15 protein-coding genes are annotated in these 16,662 nt (G+C 35.3%); 4 read left to right on the forward strand and 11 right to left on the reverse strand.

All coding sequences use genetic code 11. The annotated features are described in order from the left end of the window. Nucleotides 1-62 precede the first annotated feature (62 nt). A complete protein-coding gene (metJ, locus tag A9G03_RS07980) occupies nucleotides 63-380 on the forward strand; it encodes a met regulon transcriptional regulator MetJ (RefSeq protein WP_065634734.1) in 318 nt (105 codons plus the stop codon). Nucleotides 381-453: 73 nt separating this feature from the next. Here metJ and rpmE read toward each other — a convergent pair whose 3' ends face one another. The 8 genes from rpmE to A9G03_RS08020 all read right to left on the reverse strand — a co-directional run bounded on the left by rpmE (nucleotide 454) and on the right by A9G03_RS08020 (nucleotide 10,125). Beyond that, nucleotides 454-669, reverse strand: a complete 216-nt coding sequence (rpmE, locus tag A9G03_RS07985) for a 50S ribosomal protein L31 (RefSeq protein WP_065634733.1) — start codon at nucleotides 667-669, stop codon at nucleotides 454-456. Nucleotides 670-806: 137 nt separating this feature from the next. Next, complete coding sequence (gene degS, locus A9G03_RS07990; protein ID WP_065634732.1) at nucleotides 807-1,859, reverse strand: outer membrane-stress sensor serine endopeptidase DegS; 1,053 nt, start codon at nucleotides 1,857-1,859, stop codon at nucleotides 807-809. Between the two features lie 114 nt (nucleotides 1,860-1,973). After that, nucleotides 1,974-3,350: a Do family serine endopeptidase gene (locus tag A9G03_RS07995; protein ID WP_065634731.1), complete on the reverse strand. Its 1,377-nt coding sequence runs from the start codon at nucleotides 3,348-3,350 to the stop codon at nucleotides 1,974-1,976. A gap of 80 nt (nucleotides 3,351-3,430) precedes the next feature. Next, nucleotides 3,431-3,835, reverse strand: a complete 405-nt coding sequence (locus A9G03_RS08000) for a YhcB family protein (protein ID WP_065634730.1) — start codon at nucleotides 3,833-3,835, stop codon at nucleotides 3,431-3,433. A gap of 58 nt (nucleotides 3,836-3,893) precedes the next feature. Next, nucleotides 3,894-4,355, reverse strand: coding sequence for a DUF721 domain-containing protein (locus tag A9G03_RS08005; RefSeq protein ID WP_065634729.1), 462 nt, complete (start codon nucleotides 4,353-4,355; stop codon nucleotides 3,894-3,896). 394 nt (nucleotides 4,356-4,749) lie between these two features. Beyond that, complete coding sequence (locus A9G03_RS08010; RefSeq protein ID WP_065798880.1) at nucleotides 4,750-7,125, reverse strand: glycoside hydrolase family 31 protein; 2,376 nt, start codon at nucleotides 7,123-7,125, stop codon at nucleotides 4,750-4,752. A gap of 96 nt (nucleotides 7,126-7,221) precedes the next feature. Further along, nucleotides 7,222-8,640: a glucuronate isomerase gene (uxaC, locus tag A9G03_RS08015; protein ID WP_065798881.1), complete on the reverse strand. Its 1,419-nt coding sequence runs from the start codon at nucleotides 8,638-8,640 to the stop codon at nucleotides 7,222-7,224. A gap of 15 nt (nucleotides 8,641-8,655) precedes the next feature. Continuing rightward, nucleotides 8,656-10,125, reverse strand: coding sequence for a mannitol dehydrogenase family protein (locus tag A9G03_RS08020; protein WP_065798882.1), 1,470 nt, complete (start codon nucleotides 10,123-10,125; stop codon nucleotides 8,656-8,658). Between the two features lie 276 nt (nucleotides 10,126-10,401). On the opposite strand from A9G03_RS08020, the gene A9G03_RS08025 reads away from it, so the two are divergent. Together A9G03_RS08025 and uxuA are read left to right on the forward strand one after the other, a co-directional pair. Then, nucleotides 10,402-11,163: an FCD domain-containing protein gene (locus A9G03_RS08025; protein ID WP_065634725.1), complete on the forward strand. Its 762-nt coding sequence runs from the start codon at nucleotides 10,402-10,404 to the stop codon at nucleotides 11,161-11,163. 78 nt (nucleotides 11,164-11,241) lie between these two features. After that, a complete protein-coding gene (gene uxuA / locus A9G03_RS08030; protein ID WP_065798883.1) occupies nucleotides 11,242-12,423 on the forward strand; it encodes a mannonate dehydratase in 1,182 nt (393 codons plus the stop codon). A 162-nt stretch (nucleotides 12,424-12,585) separates the two neighbouring features. Here uxuA and A9G03_RS08035 read toward each other — a convergent pair whose 3' ends face one another. Further along, nucleotides 12,586-13,851: an MFS transporter gene (locus A9G03_RS08035; RefSeq protein ID WP_065798884.1), complete on the reverse strand. Its 1,266-nt coding sequence runs from the start codon at nucleotides 13,849-13,851 to the stop codon at nucleotides 12,586-12,588. A 425-nt stretch (nucleotides 13,852-14,276) separates the two neighbouring features. On the opposite strand from A9G03_RS08035, the gene A9G03_RS08040 reads away from it, so the two are divergent. Then, complete coding sequence (locus A9G03_RS08040) at nucleotides 14,277-14,708, forward strand: DUF3597 domain-containing protein (protein ID WP_065634722.1); 432 nt, start codon at nucleotides 14,277-14,279, stop codon at nucleotides 14,706-14,708. An 89-nt stretch (nucleotides 14,709-14,797) separates the two neighbouring features. Here A9G03_RS08040 and pth read toward each other — a convergent pair whose 3' ends face one another. Together pth and A9G03_RS08050 are read right to left on the reverse strand one after the other, a co-directional pair. Continuing rightward, nucleotides 14,798-15,382, reverse strand: a complete 585-nt coding sequence (pth, locus tag A9G03_RS08045) for an aminoacyl-tRNA hydrolase (protein ID WP_065798885.1) — start codon at nucleotides 15,380-15,382, stop codon at nucleotides 14,798-14,800. A 77-nt stretch (nucleotides 15,383-15,459) separates the two neighbouring features. Then, a complete protein-coding gene (locus tag A9G03_RS08050) occupies nucleotides 15,460-16,407 on the reverse strand; it encodes a ribose-phosphate pyrophosphokinase (protein WP_065634720.1) in 948 nt (315 codons plus the stop codon). Between the last annotated feature and the right edge of the window lie 255 nt (nucleotides 16,408-16,662).

A 16,662-nucleotide genomic window follows, 5' to 3' on the forward strand; every position in this document is an offset into this window, starting at 1 on the left:
GCAGTTATTAAAAAAAAACGATAAAATTATCCACATTAATTGTAATGTAATACTGGTGAACAATGATGGAATGGAATGGCGAATATATAAGCCCTTATGCAGAGCATGGTAAGAAAAGTGAGCAAGTAAAAAAAATTACAGTGTCAATTCCGTTAAAAGTCCTAAAAATATTAACTGATGAACGTACTCGCCGACAGGTAAATAATTTACGCCATGCCACAAATAGTGAATTATTATGTGAAGCCTTTTTGCATGCCTACACTGGTCAACCTCTACCTTGTGATGAGGATTTACAAAAAGATCGTGAAGATGTTATTCCAATGCAAGCTCAAAAAATTATGCGCAATTTAGGCATTGATCCTAACTTAATCGATGAATAAAATGAAATTTCAAAGCATAGTAAAAACAAAAAGGCGCATTAAGCGCCTTTTTTGATAATGATTCATTACAATCTTATTTTTTGCCGCCAACCATAGCAAAACGTTGTTTGAATTTATCTACACGTCCACCAGTTGCAACATCACGTTGTTTACCAGTGTAGAATGGATGGCACTCACCACATACGTCAAGATGAATATCGTGACCAATAGTTGAATGTGTTTTAATCACATTACCGCATGAACAAGTTGCTGTAATAGCTGTATATTGAGGATGGATACCTTCTTTCATAATAAACCTCTAAAGTTTGTTCGTATCGCTATATAGATGGCTAAAAGCAAAATCTAAACACCATACGAGTGTTAAAAAAACATGATAAGGGCGCAAATTATACGCCCAATAGTGGCTATAATCAAGTAACAAAATAGTTAAACTGGTAATTGACCTATTGTCACTTGAAGTTCAATTCTTTCTCCATTGCGTAATACAATAATGGGGATTGTTGTACCCGGTTTCAACTCTGCAATTCTATCCATCGTTTCAACAATGGATTTGACCGGTTTATTATCGACCATAATCAAAATATCATTAGCTTGAACACCCGCTTGTAATGACGGCCCTTCCGCATTAGTCACCAAAATGCCTAATACAACCGGTGGATCACTCGGATTTTGAGTCGGGGCAAACTCTAACCCATCAATACCGATATAGCCCCTAATCACTTTACCGTCTTGAATTAATTTATTCATAATTTTAACCGCTAAGGCGGTAGGAATAGCAAAACCGATACCTTCAGGCACTTCATTACCTAGATTTTTAGCAAATGTTAAGGTATTAATACCGACTAATTCACCTTTACTATTAACTAATGCTCCCCCTGAATTACCATGGTTAATTGATGCATCTGTTTGAATAAAGTTTTGTCTTCGATAAGGACTTAATCCATCACGACCTGTCGCACTAATAATACCTTGGGTGATCGTTTGCCCAATATTATAGGGATTACCAATGGCGAGAACCACATCACCTATTTTAGGTTCGCGATTAGGATTAATAGGTATAGTTGGAATATTACTTGCTTCAATCTTTAATACCGCAATATCAACAAGTTTATCAGTACCAACCGATAAAGCTTCAAATATTCGACCATCTTGTAAAGCGACAATAATTTGTTCTGCACCATCAACCACATGATAATTGGTAATAATATAACCATGGTCGCTCATGATTACACCCGAACCCAATGGCGTAATTGCACTATCTTGAGGTTGTTTGGGCAAAGAATTAATAGAGCGACTATAAATATTAACTACCGCTGGCGCAGCAACTTTTACCGCATCTGAATAACTCATCGGATCATTATTAAAAATCGATCTTGGAAAATTTGACTGAGTTCCATTACGCAAGGATGGAAAAATAATTAATAATACAATCGCTAAAACCGCACCAATCAACATTGGCCATAAAAATTTTTTGAGCATTATTAGAGGTATCTAGATAAGAATGAATAGTGATGATTTTATCATAACTAATGATAGGTTAGAATTTAAGTTTTCGCCGATAATATTATCGGCGAAATGTAGCTAACGCGTTAATTAGCGTAAAATAAGATAAAGCTGGCTATCACCACGCACAATATTTAAAGCAATAGCAGATGGTTTACTATCAATAATTTTACGTAAATCAGCAATATTATTGATTCTTTCTTTATTTACACCAGTAATAAGGTCGCCCTCTTGTAAACTTAATCGTGATGCTGGCGAATTTTTAGCAATACTTTCGATTAATACCCCTTTTTTACCTTTAACATCACCATTGCTTAATGTTGCACCTTCAAGAGCAGGATGTAATGATTTAGCTTCAGTTGAAGATTCATCACTATTTTTTAGTTTAACATCTACTGTCATCTCTTTACCATCACGAATCAAACCTAATTTTACGGTTCGACCTGCGCCAGTAGTGGCAATTTTAGCGCGTAATTCCGCAAAACTATCAACTGGTTTGCCATCCATTGATATAATGACATCACCAGATTTTATACCTGCATCTTTAGCGGCTGAATCATCAATCACTTCACTTACAAAAGCTCCCTTTTGCACATCAAGGTCAAAAGCTTTGGCGATATCTGAAGTTAACTCATTACCTTTAATGCCAAGTACGCCACGTTTAACTTCACCGTATTCGATAAGTTGAGACGTCAAGTTTTTTACCATATTACTTGGAATCGCAAACCCTATACCAACATTGCCACCACTAGGTGCAATAATTGCTGTATTAATGCCAACTAATTCGCCGTTTAAATTCACTAATGCACCGCCTGAATTACCACGATTAATTGAAGCATCGGTTTGAATGAAGTTTTCAAAACCATTCATATTTAGCCCACTACGCGCTAAGGCTGAAATAATCCCGGAAGTAACAGTTTGACCAATTCCAAATGGATTACCAATGGCGACCACAAAATCACCTACGCGCATTTTATCTGAATCAGCTAATTTAATGGCAATTAATTTTTTAGCATCTTCAACCTTCAATAAGGCAATATCACTTTGTGGATCTTTACCAATTAATTTTGCTTTATATTCATGACCATCATTTAATACCACAGTAATAGTATCGGCATTATCAATTACATGATTATTGGTGACAATATAGCCTTTATCTGCATCAATAATCACGCCCGATCCTTGACCGGTAAAAGATCTTGATTGGCTATCTGGATAACCAAAAAATCGTCTAAATTCTTCCGGAATATTAGTTTGCATTTGTGCTGTTCCTTCTACCTTAATACTAACGACAGAAGGTAATACCGTTTCAAGCATAGGCGCTAAACTAGGTTGTGATGCGTTATCTCCCGTTGAAATGGCAGGGAGAGTAGCATAGGCATTGGGTAACCCTGATAAGACCATACCTAACGTTAATGCAATTGCACTGAATAATTTTTTTGGTTTTCGTAAAGAATTATTAATCATAAAACACTCTCGTTTTTAACAATTGATTTTTTTACATTAATGTTTCGCCAGATAACACTGGCGAAAAGAGTTAGAACTAGTTAAGATTTATTTTCGTCTGTTTTAAATAAACCAGAAGGGTTATCAGAATAGTCTTTAGGTTGTTTTTCAAGTGTGATTTCTGTTTTAATATCCGGATCTTTATTCATATCTAAAGCGATAGCAGTGATATCATCATCAGACGAGAATTTACCTGAATTTTCAGCCATATGTTGATAAAGGCGACGAAACTCTTTAGCCATATTATCTAATATTTCTGCACTGTGTGAGAAGTGTTTAACAATAGTCTGTTTTTGTGTTTTAAGCTCTTCTTGTGTACGTTCAAGTTCACGTTTTACTTTTGCAAACTCACGGCCTTTTCTACTAAACATATTAGTTAAAATAAACCCGATAATAAAACCAATTACTACACCAATCGCCAGATAAATCATCATCTGTTTATCCATATTTCACTCCTTGTATTTATTTTGTTCTAGTATATACATTATCGTTCAATTGTTTTACTTATTTTGCATGGTTAGCAAGTTTAATCAATTGTTTTTTTAATTTATCGGGCGCACTTTCCGCCAAACTATACAAGTATGTTGCACTCTGAGTAGTTAATATGCGGCTTGCACTGGCACTTTTCAATGCATTGTCACTCATTATTGATGAACCAACTAACAGGTCGGGATTAATTTTAAATTGGATAGAAGATAAAGACGGTAAAACTTTTTTACGTATACCCGATAGTAAATGATTTTGCTCATATTTTAATCGAGTTAACCAATTAGCTGAACTCACCTCTAAAATTAGCACACCTTGGCGATAATTCGCAATTCTATAATGCTGTTGTAATGGAGAAGGCAATAACTCATTAATCACATCCGCTAATTTAGCCAATGCAAATGTTCTTTCTTTTATCTCAGATAACCAAGATTGTTGTGACAAAATTGACGGTAATATTTGTGGCTGGTTATAACGCATCTATTATGTTTATCCTTACATTTTTAATGTCACATTAACTTTGTATATAAAATACAACAGTAAATAATTTACCTTATTTCATAATAAATGTCCTGCTATAAAAATGGATTTACAGTTTTTTAAATCTTCATTAAGACATAATAGAAAATAAATTTCAAAATAAGGTGACTTTTATCAAGATTAAAATTTGTGTTCTGAATTTTTCTTATTCCAGAATCATAATACTCTTGCATCAGTGACATTAAATAGTTGATACAAAAAAGTAAAATCAAATGTTATTAATCCTAATAAAAGCACCAATAAATTGAAAATTTATCTTTTAATTCATATTTAAATACTAATTATTTATACACTTTAAAACGTTTTGTTATAAAGCGTAGTGTAAGTAAGTACATTAGCTTATTGCACTTAAATTAACCTTATTTACTGGCTCACCGTTAATATAAAGTTTACGCAATTCTCCTTTTGGTAAGGTAATGACCAGCTCTTGCCAAGCTGGAATATAACTTCCATTGGCTTTCAAACGAAGATCTATTCGATCATTAGTCGAAACTAACTGCCAATTGATCCATAACCCAACACCATTTTGATAAGCATAACTTTCACCATCATCTTCAAAAAAACAACCTTGAGATGTATGAATACCTTTAGCTGGGAAAACTTTAAACTCTCGATAATCATCGAGTTTATGATTCACATAAGCTAGGCGTTTTGAAACAGGAATAATCGAACCCGCTTTAACTAACAATGGAAATGATTCTAATGGCGCGGGTAAAGTGATTGACTGTTTACCACTAAACCACTGATGAGAATGATAACAATACCAACCAACCTGATTGTCAGGTAAATAAACGACTCGCTGACGTTGACCCGGTTCAACAATACTTGCCACTAATAAATCCTGACCAATCATAAAATCATCAGTTTCAACAAACGTCTGTAAATCATGTTCATGATCTAAAAATGTTGGTCTTAACATTGGTTCATCATGTTGATGGGCTTCCCAGAGTAAATTATAAAAATAAGGTAATAATTGATATCGAAGGCAGATTGTATCGCGAATAATCGGCGTAACTTCTTGATACATCCATGGTTCATTGACGGTATGATCATCATTCCAAGAATGAATGGTAAAACGCGGGTGCATAATGCCGTTTTGTACCCAACGTACAAATAATTCTGCATCCGGTTTATCACCCGAAAAACCACCGACATCATGCCCGACATTATATAGACCGGACAAACTCATGCCTAAGCCCATGCGTATATTGTATTTCAGCGTCTGCCAATTGGTACGATTATCCCCCGACCATGTTTGCACATAGCGTTGAATACCCGCACAACCTGAACGAGAAATTAAATAAGGACGAATAGTTGGATTATAGCTTTGTTGTGCTTCCATTGAAGCTCTAGACATAAGTAAAGGCATAACTGGACGAATATGTTTTATCGCAATCTGCTGACCAAAGCCATGACAACGAGCTTCACCATCCCACACTTCAAACTCATTATTATCATTCCATGTCGCGTCAATTCCCATCTCTAAAAGCTGCTCAGTAACGTTTTGTTTCCACCAATTATAGGCTTGTGGATTGGTGAAATCTAAGTGAGAGCCTTCATCATCCCAAAACATTGAGCGTTCAGGAGCATCAATTTCCGAATCTTTAATAAATAGTCCTTTATCAGCCACTTCTTTATATTTAGGATGATCTTGTAACAAACAAGGTTTAATATTGGCTGCAATTTTCAAACCCGCAGCATGGTAAGATTGTGTAAACGCTTTTGGATCGGGGAATTTATCATGATTCCAATTGAACACATAACGTTTACCATTAATTGATGTATATCCCGAAGAGAGTTGAAATGAATCGCAAGCGATACCATGCTCTTTACACAAATCAATAAAATTTTGCATTTGTTCTTGAGCGTTAGGGGCATCGGTATAGAACATTGTTGAACCACTATACCCTAGACTCCATTTAGGACCAAAAAAAATTTTACCCGTCAGTTTAATGAAAGATTTCGTCACATCGATAATTTTAGGACCTAAAAAGATATAAAAATCGATGTCACCCGCTTCAGCCTGATAACGACGATATGGCAAGTGATAATTATCGTGTTCTGTTCCTAAATCGATCCAACAACTACTTAAATTATCATAAAACAGTCCAAAACTGACTTGATTACGGTGCGTAATGGTAAATGGAATATGCTTATAAAGTGGATCGGTATCTTTAGCATTATACCCCATTGCATCAAGATTACGCATTTCAAAGCGACGACCTGCACGATTAAGATCCCCAGCTTTATCACCCAAACCATAGTATTGTTCATCTTGATACCTTCGTTGGTAATGTGCAATACCATCACCATGCGGGTTTATTAGATATGCACTGGTACTTCTATCTTCAACCAGAAGCTCCCATTGTTGATTTTTGTTCTTATACTCCCACATTAACGACAGTGGTTGCTTAATTGTCACGCGTAAATGTTGTGTGCTAACTGTTATTTGATTATCTGAATGTGATAATTGATATGTTGGTAGTGAAAAACCTTCGTTACTTAATCTATCGCGTCCCTCTAATGGCACATCACCATTCGGCGCAATACTCCAAGTTCTGTCTAATGATAAACTATCCGGTCGCTTAATTAAGACTCGGAACATTCTTTCTTCTAACACGTATAAGCAAAAGTTGTATTTCTCATCCACTAAAAGTTCAATACAATTATTTTGCTCTTTTTTAAATATCCATTTTTTTAACGTTTTCATTAGACAACCTCTTAATTGGTATCAATTTATTTAAAACATTTAACAACACAGTTAGTCAAACACATAAAGCTTTGCGTATAGCGTTACATTGGCATATTATTTATGGATTTTAGTTTGAAAATAACGATGAGCATTATCAAAACAGATATTCCTAACCATATTCCCAACCAAATCAAAATCCGCAGGGATTTCACCATTTTCCATCCAATCACCAATCATATTGCATAAAATTCGCCTAAAGTATTCATGCCTTGTAAAAGATAAAAAACTACGAGAATCAGTTAACATTCCCACAAATTGACTTAATAACCCCATTTGAGAAAGCTGCATCAATTGACGCTGCATACCATCTTTTTGATCGTTAAACCACCACCCCGAACCAAATTGGATTTTACCCGCCATATCCGAGCCTTGGAAATTGCCCACCATAGTAGCTATCACTTCGTTATCACGTGGGTTTAAACAATACAAAATGGTTTTAGGTAATTGATCGGTCAAATCTAATAAACCAAGCAGCGAGGATAAAGGTTCAGCTATTGGCCTATCACCAATAGAATCAAAGCCAGCATCGGGCCCAAGTATTTTAAACATTCGTTGACTATTATTTCGTAACGCGCCTAAATGTAATTGCATAACCCAGTTACGCTGATGATATTGCTTACCTAACCACACAAGAATAGCGGTACTAAATTGGGCTATTTCTACTTCGGATAAAGATTGATTCATTAAACGCTTTGTTAGAATGTGATCAAGCTGTTTTTCAGGAGGAATATCGGCATAACGCAATATTTCGATACCATGATCAGCTGCTTGACAACCATGTTGTTCAAAATGATCTAACCTTTTTATCAAAGCACAACGCAGTTTCTCAAAACTATTAATTTCAATATCAGCAGCTACACCCAGTTGAGCGATATAATCTGTAAATCCGGATAACTCAATTTTAAACACTTTATCAGGTCGCCAACTTGGGCGAACTTTAGTTTCCAACGCATTATCCAAACTAATTTTTTTATGATATTCAAGAGAATCAATTGGATCATCAGTTGTGCCTACCGCTTTTACCTGCATTTGCTTTAAAATGCCTTGGGTAGAAAATTCTTTTGTCGCCAACAGCTCGTTTGCTTGCAACCAAATTCTTTCGGCGGTGTTTTCATTAAGAAGAATATTTTTTATACCAAATGGGCGTTTTAGTTCTAAATGAGTCCAATGATAAATTGGGTTACCTAGCGTCAATGGCACAACTTTTGCCCAAGTTAGATATTTATCATAATCAGTAGCATTACCTGTTATTAGATTTTCATTAATACCCGCAGTACGTAGTACTCGCCATTTGTAATGATCTCCTGCTAACCAGATTTCAGCTAAATTACGAAAATTTTTATTTTCCGCGATTTCTTTTGGTGAAAGATGGCAGTGATAGTCATAGATAGGTTGATCTTGAGCATAATCAAAATAAAGCCTTTGTGCTGCATCAGTCTGTAATAAAAAATTATCATCTAAAAAACTTTTCATGCTGTCTTATCCAAATTAGATTATTAAATCATTGATTGTTTGTTTTGCGCCTTTATGCATCAAAGAAAGATAATACTCACTCACCTTTTGTTTAAATAATGCGTTTTTTGGTAAATCGGTTCCAAACACAGCATTAAGGCTAAGCAAAGCATCAACTCTTTCAAGTCCGTCTGGACTGGATTTAACTAAGTTATTAAGCTCATTTAACATTGGATCGCGAACATCAATAGCCTGATTATTATCATCAACGCCCCCAACATAACGCATCCAACCTGCCACACCTAAAGCCAGTAATGAAAAATCAGAATGATGACTAATATGCCAACGGATTGAATCAAGCAAGCGTTGTGGTAATTTTTGGGTACCATCCATAGCAATTTGCCACGTTTTATGTTTAAGAGATGGATTGCTAAATCTTTCAATCAGTTTATTCGCATAGTGCTGTAAATTAACATGAGAAGGAACATGAAGTGTCGGCGCTTGCTGTTTCAGCATCAGATGTAATGTTGCTTTTTTGTAATTCACATCATTCATACAATCATTAATATGTTTATAACCCGCTAAATAACCTAAATAAGCTAAAAATGAATGACTGCCGTTTAACATTCTGAGTTTCATCTCTTCATAAGGAACGACATCATCAACAAATTCTGCACCGACTTCATTCCAATTAGGTCGATTCGTCACAAAATTATCTTCAATCACCCATTGGATAAACGGTTCACAAGCAATACCACATGGATCAAACATTCCACCCAAAGCATGTTCAATTTCCGTCAACGTTTCAGATGTTGCAGCCGGTACAATGCGATCAACCATCGTACAAGGAAAAGTAGTATTTGCCTCAATCCACGAAGCTAACTGAGTATCACGAGCATTAGCTAAACCTAAAATCGCTTTTTTCAATACCAATCCATTCTCTGGAATATTGTCACAAGATAGTGCGGTAAATGACCTTAATCCTCGCTGCATTCTTCGATAAAGCGCTTCAACAATCACCCCCGGAGCCGACATTGGCTTAGATGGATTAGCCAAATCAGCCTTAATCAGCGCATTATTCAAATCTAAACCTGAACCACCGGGTAACATGCAATAGCCTTTTTCTGTGACTGTTAATGATACAATCTCAACAATAGGATCAGCCATCTTTTCCAAAATCGTATCAATACCATCACTCGTCGCTAACAATGATTCTTTTACACTGCCAATAATGAATGCTTCTTTAGTCGTTGCGCCTTTTTCTAAAACTGTATAAAGATGATCTTGCTTGCGAATATCATCAATTAATTGTTCACCGCCCACAATATTAACTTCGCAAATACCCCAGTCACTCTTACCTCGATTCAATAATCGATCGGTAAATAGAGCTTGATGCGCGCGATGAAAAGCACCAAACCCTAAATGGACAATACGTGCGATCATGTTATCTCTGTTATAAGAAGGTTTATTGTGAATTGATGAAGGTACACCTAATAAATTTAACATTGTTTTCTACCATAGATAATTGTTTACCAATAATATTGGTTAAACATATTTTCACTTGTTAATAAATTTTTCATCTATATTTTTTATTTTTTGTGATTAAAATCACGTTTTTTGGTTTATTTTATAGTCGAAGATAACAAAATATTTATAATGAACACCAAAATTGGTATTCCAATTATAAAATTAGCGCCCATTATTTTATAAACAACTTCTGGTACTGATAATATTTAGCGTATAATTACAGTAAATCGATGTAAGAATGGGGATTTATAGATAATGCTTACGGTTAATCGGCTATATCAAGAAATTGGTAATGAGCTAAAATTATTATTGAAAAGTGGGACTTATAAGTTAGGTGATAGACTACCACCTGAACGAGACATTGCCGAAGCATTTAGTGTGAGTAGAACGGTAGTACGTGAAGCACTAATTATGTTAGAACTGGAAAATTTAGTGACAGTTAAAAAAGGATCGGGCGTTTATGTAATTGGTTTACCAGATGAAATCTTATCCGAAAAAGATAAAAAAATTGAAGAGGAAGATTTTGGACCATTTGAATTATTGCAAGCAAGACAATTAATTGAAAGTAATATTGCCGCTTTTGCCGCATCACAAATAGTCAAATCCGATATCATTGAGCTGAGATCAATCTTGGAACAAGAACGACAAATGTTAGAGCAAGGATTAATTGATGATTACAGTGCCGATGAATTGTTTCATATCACGATCGCCAAAGCGACTAAAAACTCAGTACTTGAAGGTTTATTACAGGATTTATGGCAAAGACGATCAGCAAGTAAAATGTGGAATCAATTGCATAGTCGCATCACTGATCACAGTTATCGAAAAAAATGGCTTGATGACCATGAAAAAATTTTACAAGCTTTGCAAATAAAAGATGCGATGGCTGCGCGCCATGCAATGTGGCAACATTTAGAAAATGTTAAACAAACATTGATGACCGTTTCTGATAGTGAAGATCCAAATTTTGATGGTTATTTATTTGATTCTATTCCTGTTAACATTGTTAACCAATGAACAACATAAAACCAACGTCATTTATCGATCTTTTAGCTATTGAAATTTAAGTAAGCTAAAAATTTAAGGAGAATTTAGATGGAACAAACAATGCGTTGGTTTGGTCCTAGCGATCCAGTATCATTAGATGACATTAGGCAAGCTGGGGCAACAGGAATTGTGACAGCTTTACACCATATCCCTAATGGTGAAGTGTGGCCGATTGAAGAGATTCAAAAACGCAAAAACATGATTGAAGAAAAAGGGTTAACTTGGTCAGTTGTTGAAAGTATTCCCATTCATGAAGAGATAAAAACACACACTGGTAATGTTGAACAACATATTGCCAATTATCAGCAATCAATTCGTAATTTAGCCGCCTGTGGTATTGATACTATTTGTTATAACTTCATGCCTGTTTTAGACTGGACTCGAACTGATCTTGCTTACACCTTACCTGATGGTTCTAAAGCACTTCGTTTTGACCAAGTTGCTTTTGCTGCATTTGATATTCATCTTTTAAAAAGACCTAATGCAGAAAACGATTATTCAAAAGAGGATATTGACAGCGCAAAAACATATTTTGAAAAAATGACACAAGTAGATAAAGACAAGCTTGTTGCTAATATTATTGCGGGTTTACCTGGAGCGGAAGAAGGTTACTCTCTTGATCAATTTAGAGCCCACCTTGCCACTTATGATGGTATTGATAAAAATAAACTGCGTGAAAATTACGCCTATTTCCTGAAAAACATCGTACCTGTCGCAGAAGAAGTCGGTGTAGTCTTAACCGTACATCCTGATGATCCACCACGCCCTATTCTAGGGTTACCGCGCATTGTTTCAACTATTGAAGATATGCAATGGATTAAAGATACCGTAGACAGCATTCATAATGGTTTTTGCTTCTGTACTGGATCCTATGGTGTTCGTCAAGATAACGATTTAGCCAAAATGGCTGAAAAATTTGCTGACCGTGTTCATTTTATTCATTTACGTGCAACAGTCCGAGAAGAAAATCCTTTGTCTTTCCATGAAGGAGATCATCTTGCTGGTGATGTTGACATGTATGCAGTCATTAAAGCTCTGGTTAGCGAAGAACAGCGACGTAAAAAAGCGGGAATTAAACGTGCCATTCCCGTTCGCCCCGATCATGGACACCAAATGTTAGATGATCTGAAAAAGAAAACGAATCCGGGTTATTCTGCCATTGGTCGTTTAAGAGGATTAGCCGAAATTCGCGGCGTAGAATACGCAATTAAACGTGCATTTTTTGAATAAAACTCCGTTGTCAACACAATCAAAAATAAAGCCCTGATAATGGGCTTTTTTATTATTATTGATAACCAAAAATAAAAAAGAGCGTTAAACGCCCTTTTGTATTTATGTTAGGATGTACTTCATTATTGCATATCTAATATAATAATTTTGGTATTAATCCTTTTACTTACGCTGATACAACAGTGAACACATAATAATTGCCCCAATAATATCTAAAAAGCCCATAGTAATAAAAAAGGGTTTAAAGCCGATTGTTGCAACAAACTGACCAACAATGATCGTAAATAAGAAACTAGCAATCCAAGCCGAGCTACCACGCAAACCATTTACTGTTGATACTTCTTTACCATCAAAGTTTTCAATCACTTGAATAGTAAGCATGGCAGATAACATCTGATGTCCCCATGCACCTATAGCAATTAAAGCAATGGCGGCATATGGGCTTTGTGTTAAACTTGCAAACGCCATCGATAACATAAAAAAAGCAGCACCAAGATAAGTTATACAAGCCGAATTAACACGAGATAAATTAAAACGTTTATTGAGCATACGCGAAAAATAACCAGAGGATAAACCACCAAAATCGGCAGCAAGGAAAGGAATCCAAACAAACATTGCCATCTCTTTTAATTGCATACCGCGTTCAGTTAATAAATAGTAAGGAACCCAAAAATTCACTGCCGCCCAAGCTGGTTCAGCTAGAAAAGCTGGAATAGCAATACCATAGAATTTTTTTTGCAAAATCACTTTTTTAATCGCTTGCCAGATGTTTTTGTTTTGTTGGCTCTCTGTGTCATCTTGATCGGATAAAATATATTTTCTTTCTGCTTCACTAATAGACCGACTTTTCGATGGTTCACTGAAAAAGTAAAGCCATATTCCTGCCCAAATTAACCCTACAGAACCTGGAATTAGGAACGCTAACTGCCAACCACCAAATTGGTGTATCGCATAAATAAGAGGAGGTGCAATCATGGCGCCCAATGAAAATCCAACCATACTCCAACCATTAGCAATAGCGCGTTCTTTTTTAGGAAACCATAAACTGACAACTTTAGCATTGGCTGGGGCAACAACAGATTCAGCACCACCCATAAAAAAACGTAAAATCGCTAATTGAAACCAAGTGCCTGCACCAGCATGAAGTATGCACATAATAGACCAAATGATGACCATTATCGCAAAACCGACTCGTAATCCGATTACATCAATAAACCAGCCTACAATAGGTTGAAAAAGGGTATAAGCTAGTTGAAAAGCACCAGTAATATACGAGTACTCTTTAGGTGTTATATTTAAATCACGTATAATTTCTTGAGCCATAATACCTAGTGCATTACGATCGACATAATTAAGAATCACACCCGTTGCAAATAAAATAATCATCACCCAACGGACGTATCCTCCTGATTTAAAAATGGAACTCATAATATACCTCTAGTTGTAATTTAAATTTCTAACATAAAAAATTTATGTCACACTACATATTGGTAAACCAAATATTACAACTAATTTACTACATCGTATGCCAAATTTGTTTGAAATTGGGATACCGATCACATTTTATATAGAATTGGTATAATAAATAATCCTAAAAATATCTTTATATCATTTGTCTTAAAACTAACTTATACAAGTTATTCAATAAATTAATTTATCAAAGTTCGAATAAAGATCGCTTTGAAAAATAGACATAGAGACCAAAATTGGTAGCCTAATTTTGAAAGATAAAAGCAGTAAATATTTATCTTTTTGACAGTGTTACTTTCAAACAGGTATACTGAAAAGGATATTATCTACATCTATATCGTTAAGCAGTTTTTTAAAGCAGTTTAAACATAGGAGGATGTAATATGGGTATTTTAAATAATATTTTTTCTAAAATATTTCCAAGCGCACAAGCAGCAGCAGCAAATGTTGACAATACAGTCAAAGACAAAGTAAATAGTATGACAGATGCTGCTAAAAACGCCGCCTCTGGCATTCAAACAGAAACACAACAAAATTCAGACCAAGCCAAACAAGTCTCTCAGACTGATGTTATGTCTATATTAGAGAATTTAGCGAACAAATATCCTGAAAAACTTAATTGGAAAACATCCATTGTTGATTTATTGAAATTATTAGGTATCGATAATAGTTTAGAAGCACGAAAAAATTTGGCAAAAGAACTTAACTACCCAGGCAGTACCGATGATACCGCATCGATGAATATGTGGTTAATCAAAGAAGTGATGAAAAAAATCGCCGAAAAAGGGGGAGATGTTACTCATCTTTTTTCTTAATGTTGTTTGATTCAACACAATCCACCTGATGCTAGGTGGATTATCATCCAATAAAATTTATCACTATAATAAGTTTAATAACCACCCTTTCAGCCTTTAAATGCATGTAAGTGATTCATTGCACTTTCAATGCCATCTGATAATAAAATCTCAACTGATCGTACTGATTCTTCTATCGCCTTATCAATGAGTTCTTGTTCGGGTTTAGAGGGTTTATTTAACACATAACCGACAACTTTATTTTTGTCACCAGGATGACCAATACCAATTCTAAGACGATAGAAATTTAAATTATTACCTAATTTGCTGGCAATATCTTTTAAACCATTATGGCCGCCATGGCTTCCACCAAATTTAAATTTAGCAATACCCGGGTTAAGATCCAGTTCATCATGAGCAACTAAAATTTCTTCTGGTTTAATTTGATAAAAGGTTGCTAGTGCCTGTACCGCTTTACCACTTAAATTCATAAACGTAGTAGGAACTAATAATCTCACGTCATGACCGGCAATGTTTATTCTAGCTGTATAGCCAAAAAATTTAGCTTCATTTTTTAAAGATTGATGATATCGTTCAGCTAAAAGATCAACAAACCATGCACCTGCATTATGGCGAGTTGCGGCATATTCATTTCCAGGATTGGCAAGTCCTACAATAAGTTTTATCGTTGTCATAATATTGCGATTTTTACTGATTTTTTTTAGAAAAAAGCCCCAATATAAAGGGGCTTGTCGTTCAATAATAAAATAAATTATTGATGGAACATCGCTGAAATTGACTCTTCGTTACTAATACGACGAATAGCTTCAGCAAGCATCCCAGATAGTGTTAATTGACGTACATTTTTTAATGCTTTTACTTCAGCAGTTAACGGAATGGTGTCACAAACAACTATTTCATCAATGGCAGAATTTTTAATATTAGTGACGGCTTTACCTGAAAAAATTGGATGCGTTGCATAAGCATAAACGCTTTTAGCACCACGCGCTTTTAATGCATCCGCCGCTTTACAAAGTGTACCGGCTGTATCAATCATATCATCAACTAAAATACAATCTCTATCAGCAACATCACCGATGATATTCATCACTTCCGCTTCATTAGCGCGTTGACGACGCTTATCGATAATTGCCATATCAGTATCATTTAAAAGTTTTGCAATCGCTCGAGCACGTACCACACCACCAATATCAGGCGATACGACAATCGGACGTTCAAACTCGCGTTGTAACATATCTTCTAAAATAACTGGGCTACCAAATACGTTATCTACAGGTACATCAAAAAAACCTTGAATTTGCTCTGCATGAAGATCAACGGTTAATACCCTATCAACACCAACTGTTGATAAAAAGTCAGCAACAACTTTAGCTGTAATAGGCACTCGCGCTGAACGTACACGACGATCTTGCCTTGCATAACCAAAATAAGGAATAACCGCTGTGATACGACCAGCAGATGCTCGACGCATTGCATCGATCATGACTAATAATTCCATTAAGTTATCATTGGTAGGCGCACAAGTTGATTGAATAATAAAAACATCTTCACCACGGACGTTTTCGTTAATTTGTACATTTACTTCTCCATCGCTAAAACGACTAACAACAATATCACCTAGAGAAGTATAAAGACGATTAGCTATACGTTTTGCCAGCTCTGGTGTAGCATTACCAGCAAAAAGCTTCATATCAGGCACGAGAAATCCTCAAGCATGTTATAATGATTACTTATACGTAATCGGTTAAATCGGGGTGATAATTATATAATCATTTACAGAGTATGCTCAACCACATTATAAAAATTTATTCAAAATTTTTTATATGTATCACAATAATAAATAGAAAAACATATCAACAATATGTTTTCTTGAAGTGAATCAAAAATCAGTTAAACTACTTTCTTATTATAAACCTTAATGAGTAAACAAATTTGGCAAACAGCGACACAAAAA

The sequence above is a fragment of the Gilliamella sp. wkB171 genome (assembly GCF_001693755.1).
In the GTDB taxonomy this organism is placed as follows: domain Bacteria; phylum Pseudomonadota; class Gammaproteobacteria; order Enterobacterales; family Orbaceae; genus Gilliamella; species Gilliamella apicola_F.

What these genes read in the sequence shown, in the direction of transcription:
- rpmE (WP_065634733.1), bottom strand. Translation starts at nt 669, where the DNA reads ATGAAAGAAGGTATCCATCCTCAATATACAGCTATTACAGCAACTTGT.
- uxuA (WP_065798883.1), top strand. Translation starts at nt 11,242, where the DNA reads ATGGAACAAACAATGCGTTGGTTTGGTCCTAGCGATCCAGTATCATTA.
- uxaC (WP_065798881.1), bottom strand. Translation starts at nt 8,640, where the DNA reads ATGAAAAGTTTTTTAGATGATAATTTTTTATTACAGACTGATGCAGCA.
- A9G03_RS08020 (WP_065798882.1), bottom strand. Translation starts at nt 10,125, where the DNA reads ATGTTAAATTTATTAGGTGTACCTTCATCAATTCACAATAAACCTTCT.
- A9G03_RS08040 (WP_065634722.1), top strand. Translation starts at nt 14,277, where the DNA reads ATGGGTATTTTAAATAATATTTTTTCTAAAATATTTCCAAGCGCACAA.
- A9G03_RS08010 (WP_065798880.1), bottom strand. Translation starts at nt 7,125, where the DNA reads ATGAAAACGTTAAAAAAATGGATATTTAAAAAAGAGCAAAATAATTGT.
- pth (WP_065798885.1), bottom strand. Translation starts at nt 15,382, where the DNA reads ATGACAACGATAAAACTTATTGTAGGACTTGCCAATCCTGGAAATGAA.
- A9G03_RS08000 (WP_065634730.1), bottom strand. Translation starts at nt 3,835, where the DNA reads ATGGATAAACAGATGATGATTTATCTGGCGATTGGTGTAGTAATTGGT.
- A9G03_RS08035 (WP_065798884.1), bottom strand. Translation starts at nt 13,851, where the DNA reads ATGAGTTCCATTTTTAAATCAGGAGGATACGTCCGTTGGGTGATGATT.
- degS (WP_065634732.1), bottom strand. Translation starts at nt 1,859, where the DNA reads ATGCTCAAAAAATTTTTATGGCCAATGTTGATTGGTGCGGTTTTAGCG.
- A9G03_RS08005 (WP_065634729.1), bottom strand. Translation starts at nt 4,355, where the DNA reads ATGCGTTATAACCAGCCACAAATATTACCGTCAATTTTGTCACAACAA.
- metJ (WP_065634734.1), top strand. Translation starts at nt 63, where the DNA reads ATGATGGAATGGAATGGCGAATATATAAGCCCTTATGCAGAGCATGGT.
- A9G03_RS08025 (WP_065634725.1), top strand. Translation starts at nt 10,402, where the DNA reads ATGCTTACGGTTAATCGGCTATATCAAGAAATTGGTAATGAGCTAAAA.
- A9G03_RS07995 (WP_065634731.1), bottom strand. Translation starts at nt 3,350, where the DNA reads ATGATTAATAATTCTTTACGAAAACCAAAAAAATTATTCAGTGCAATT.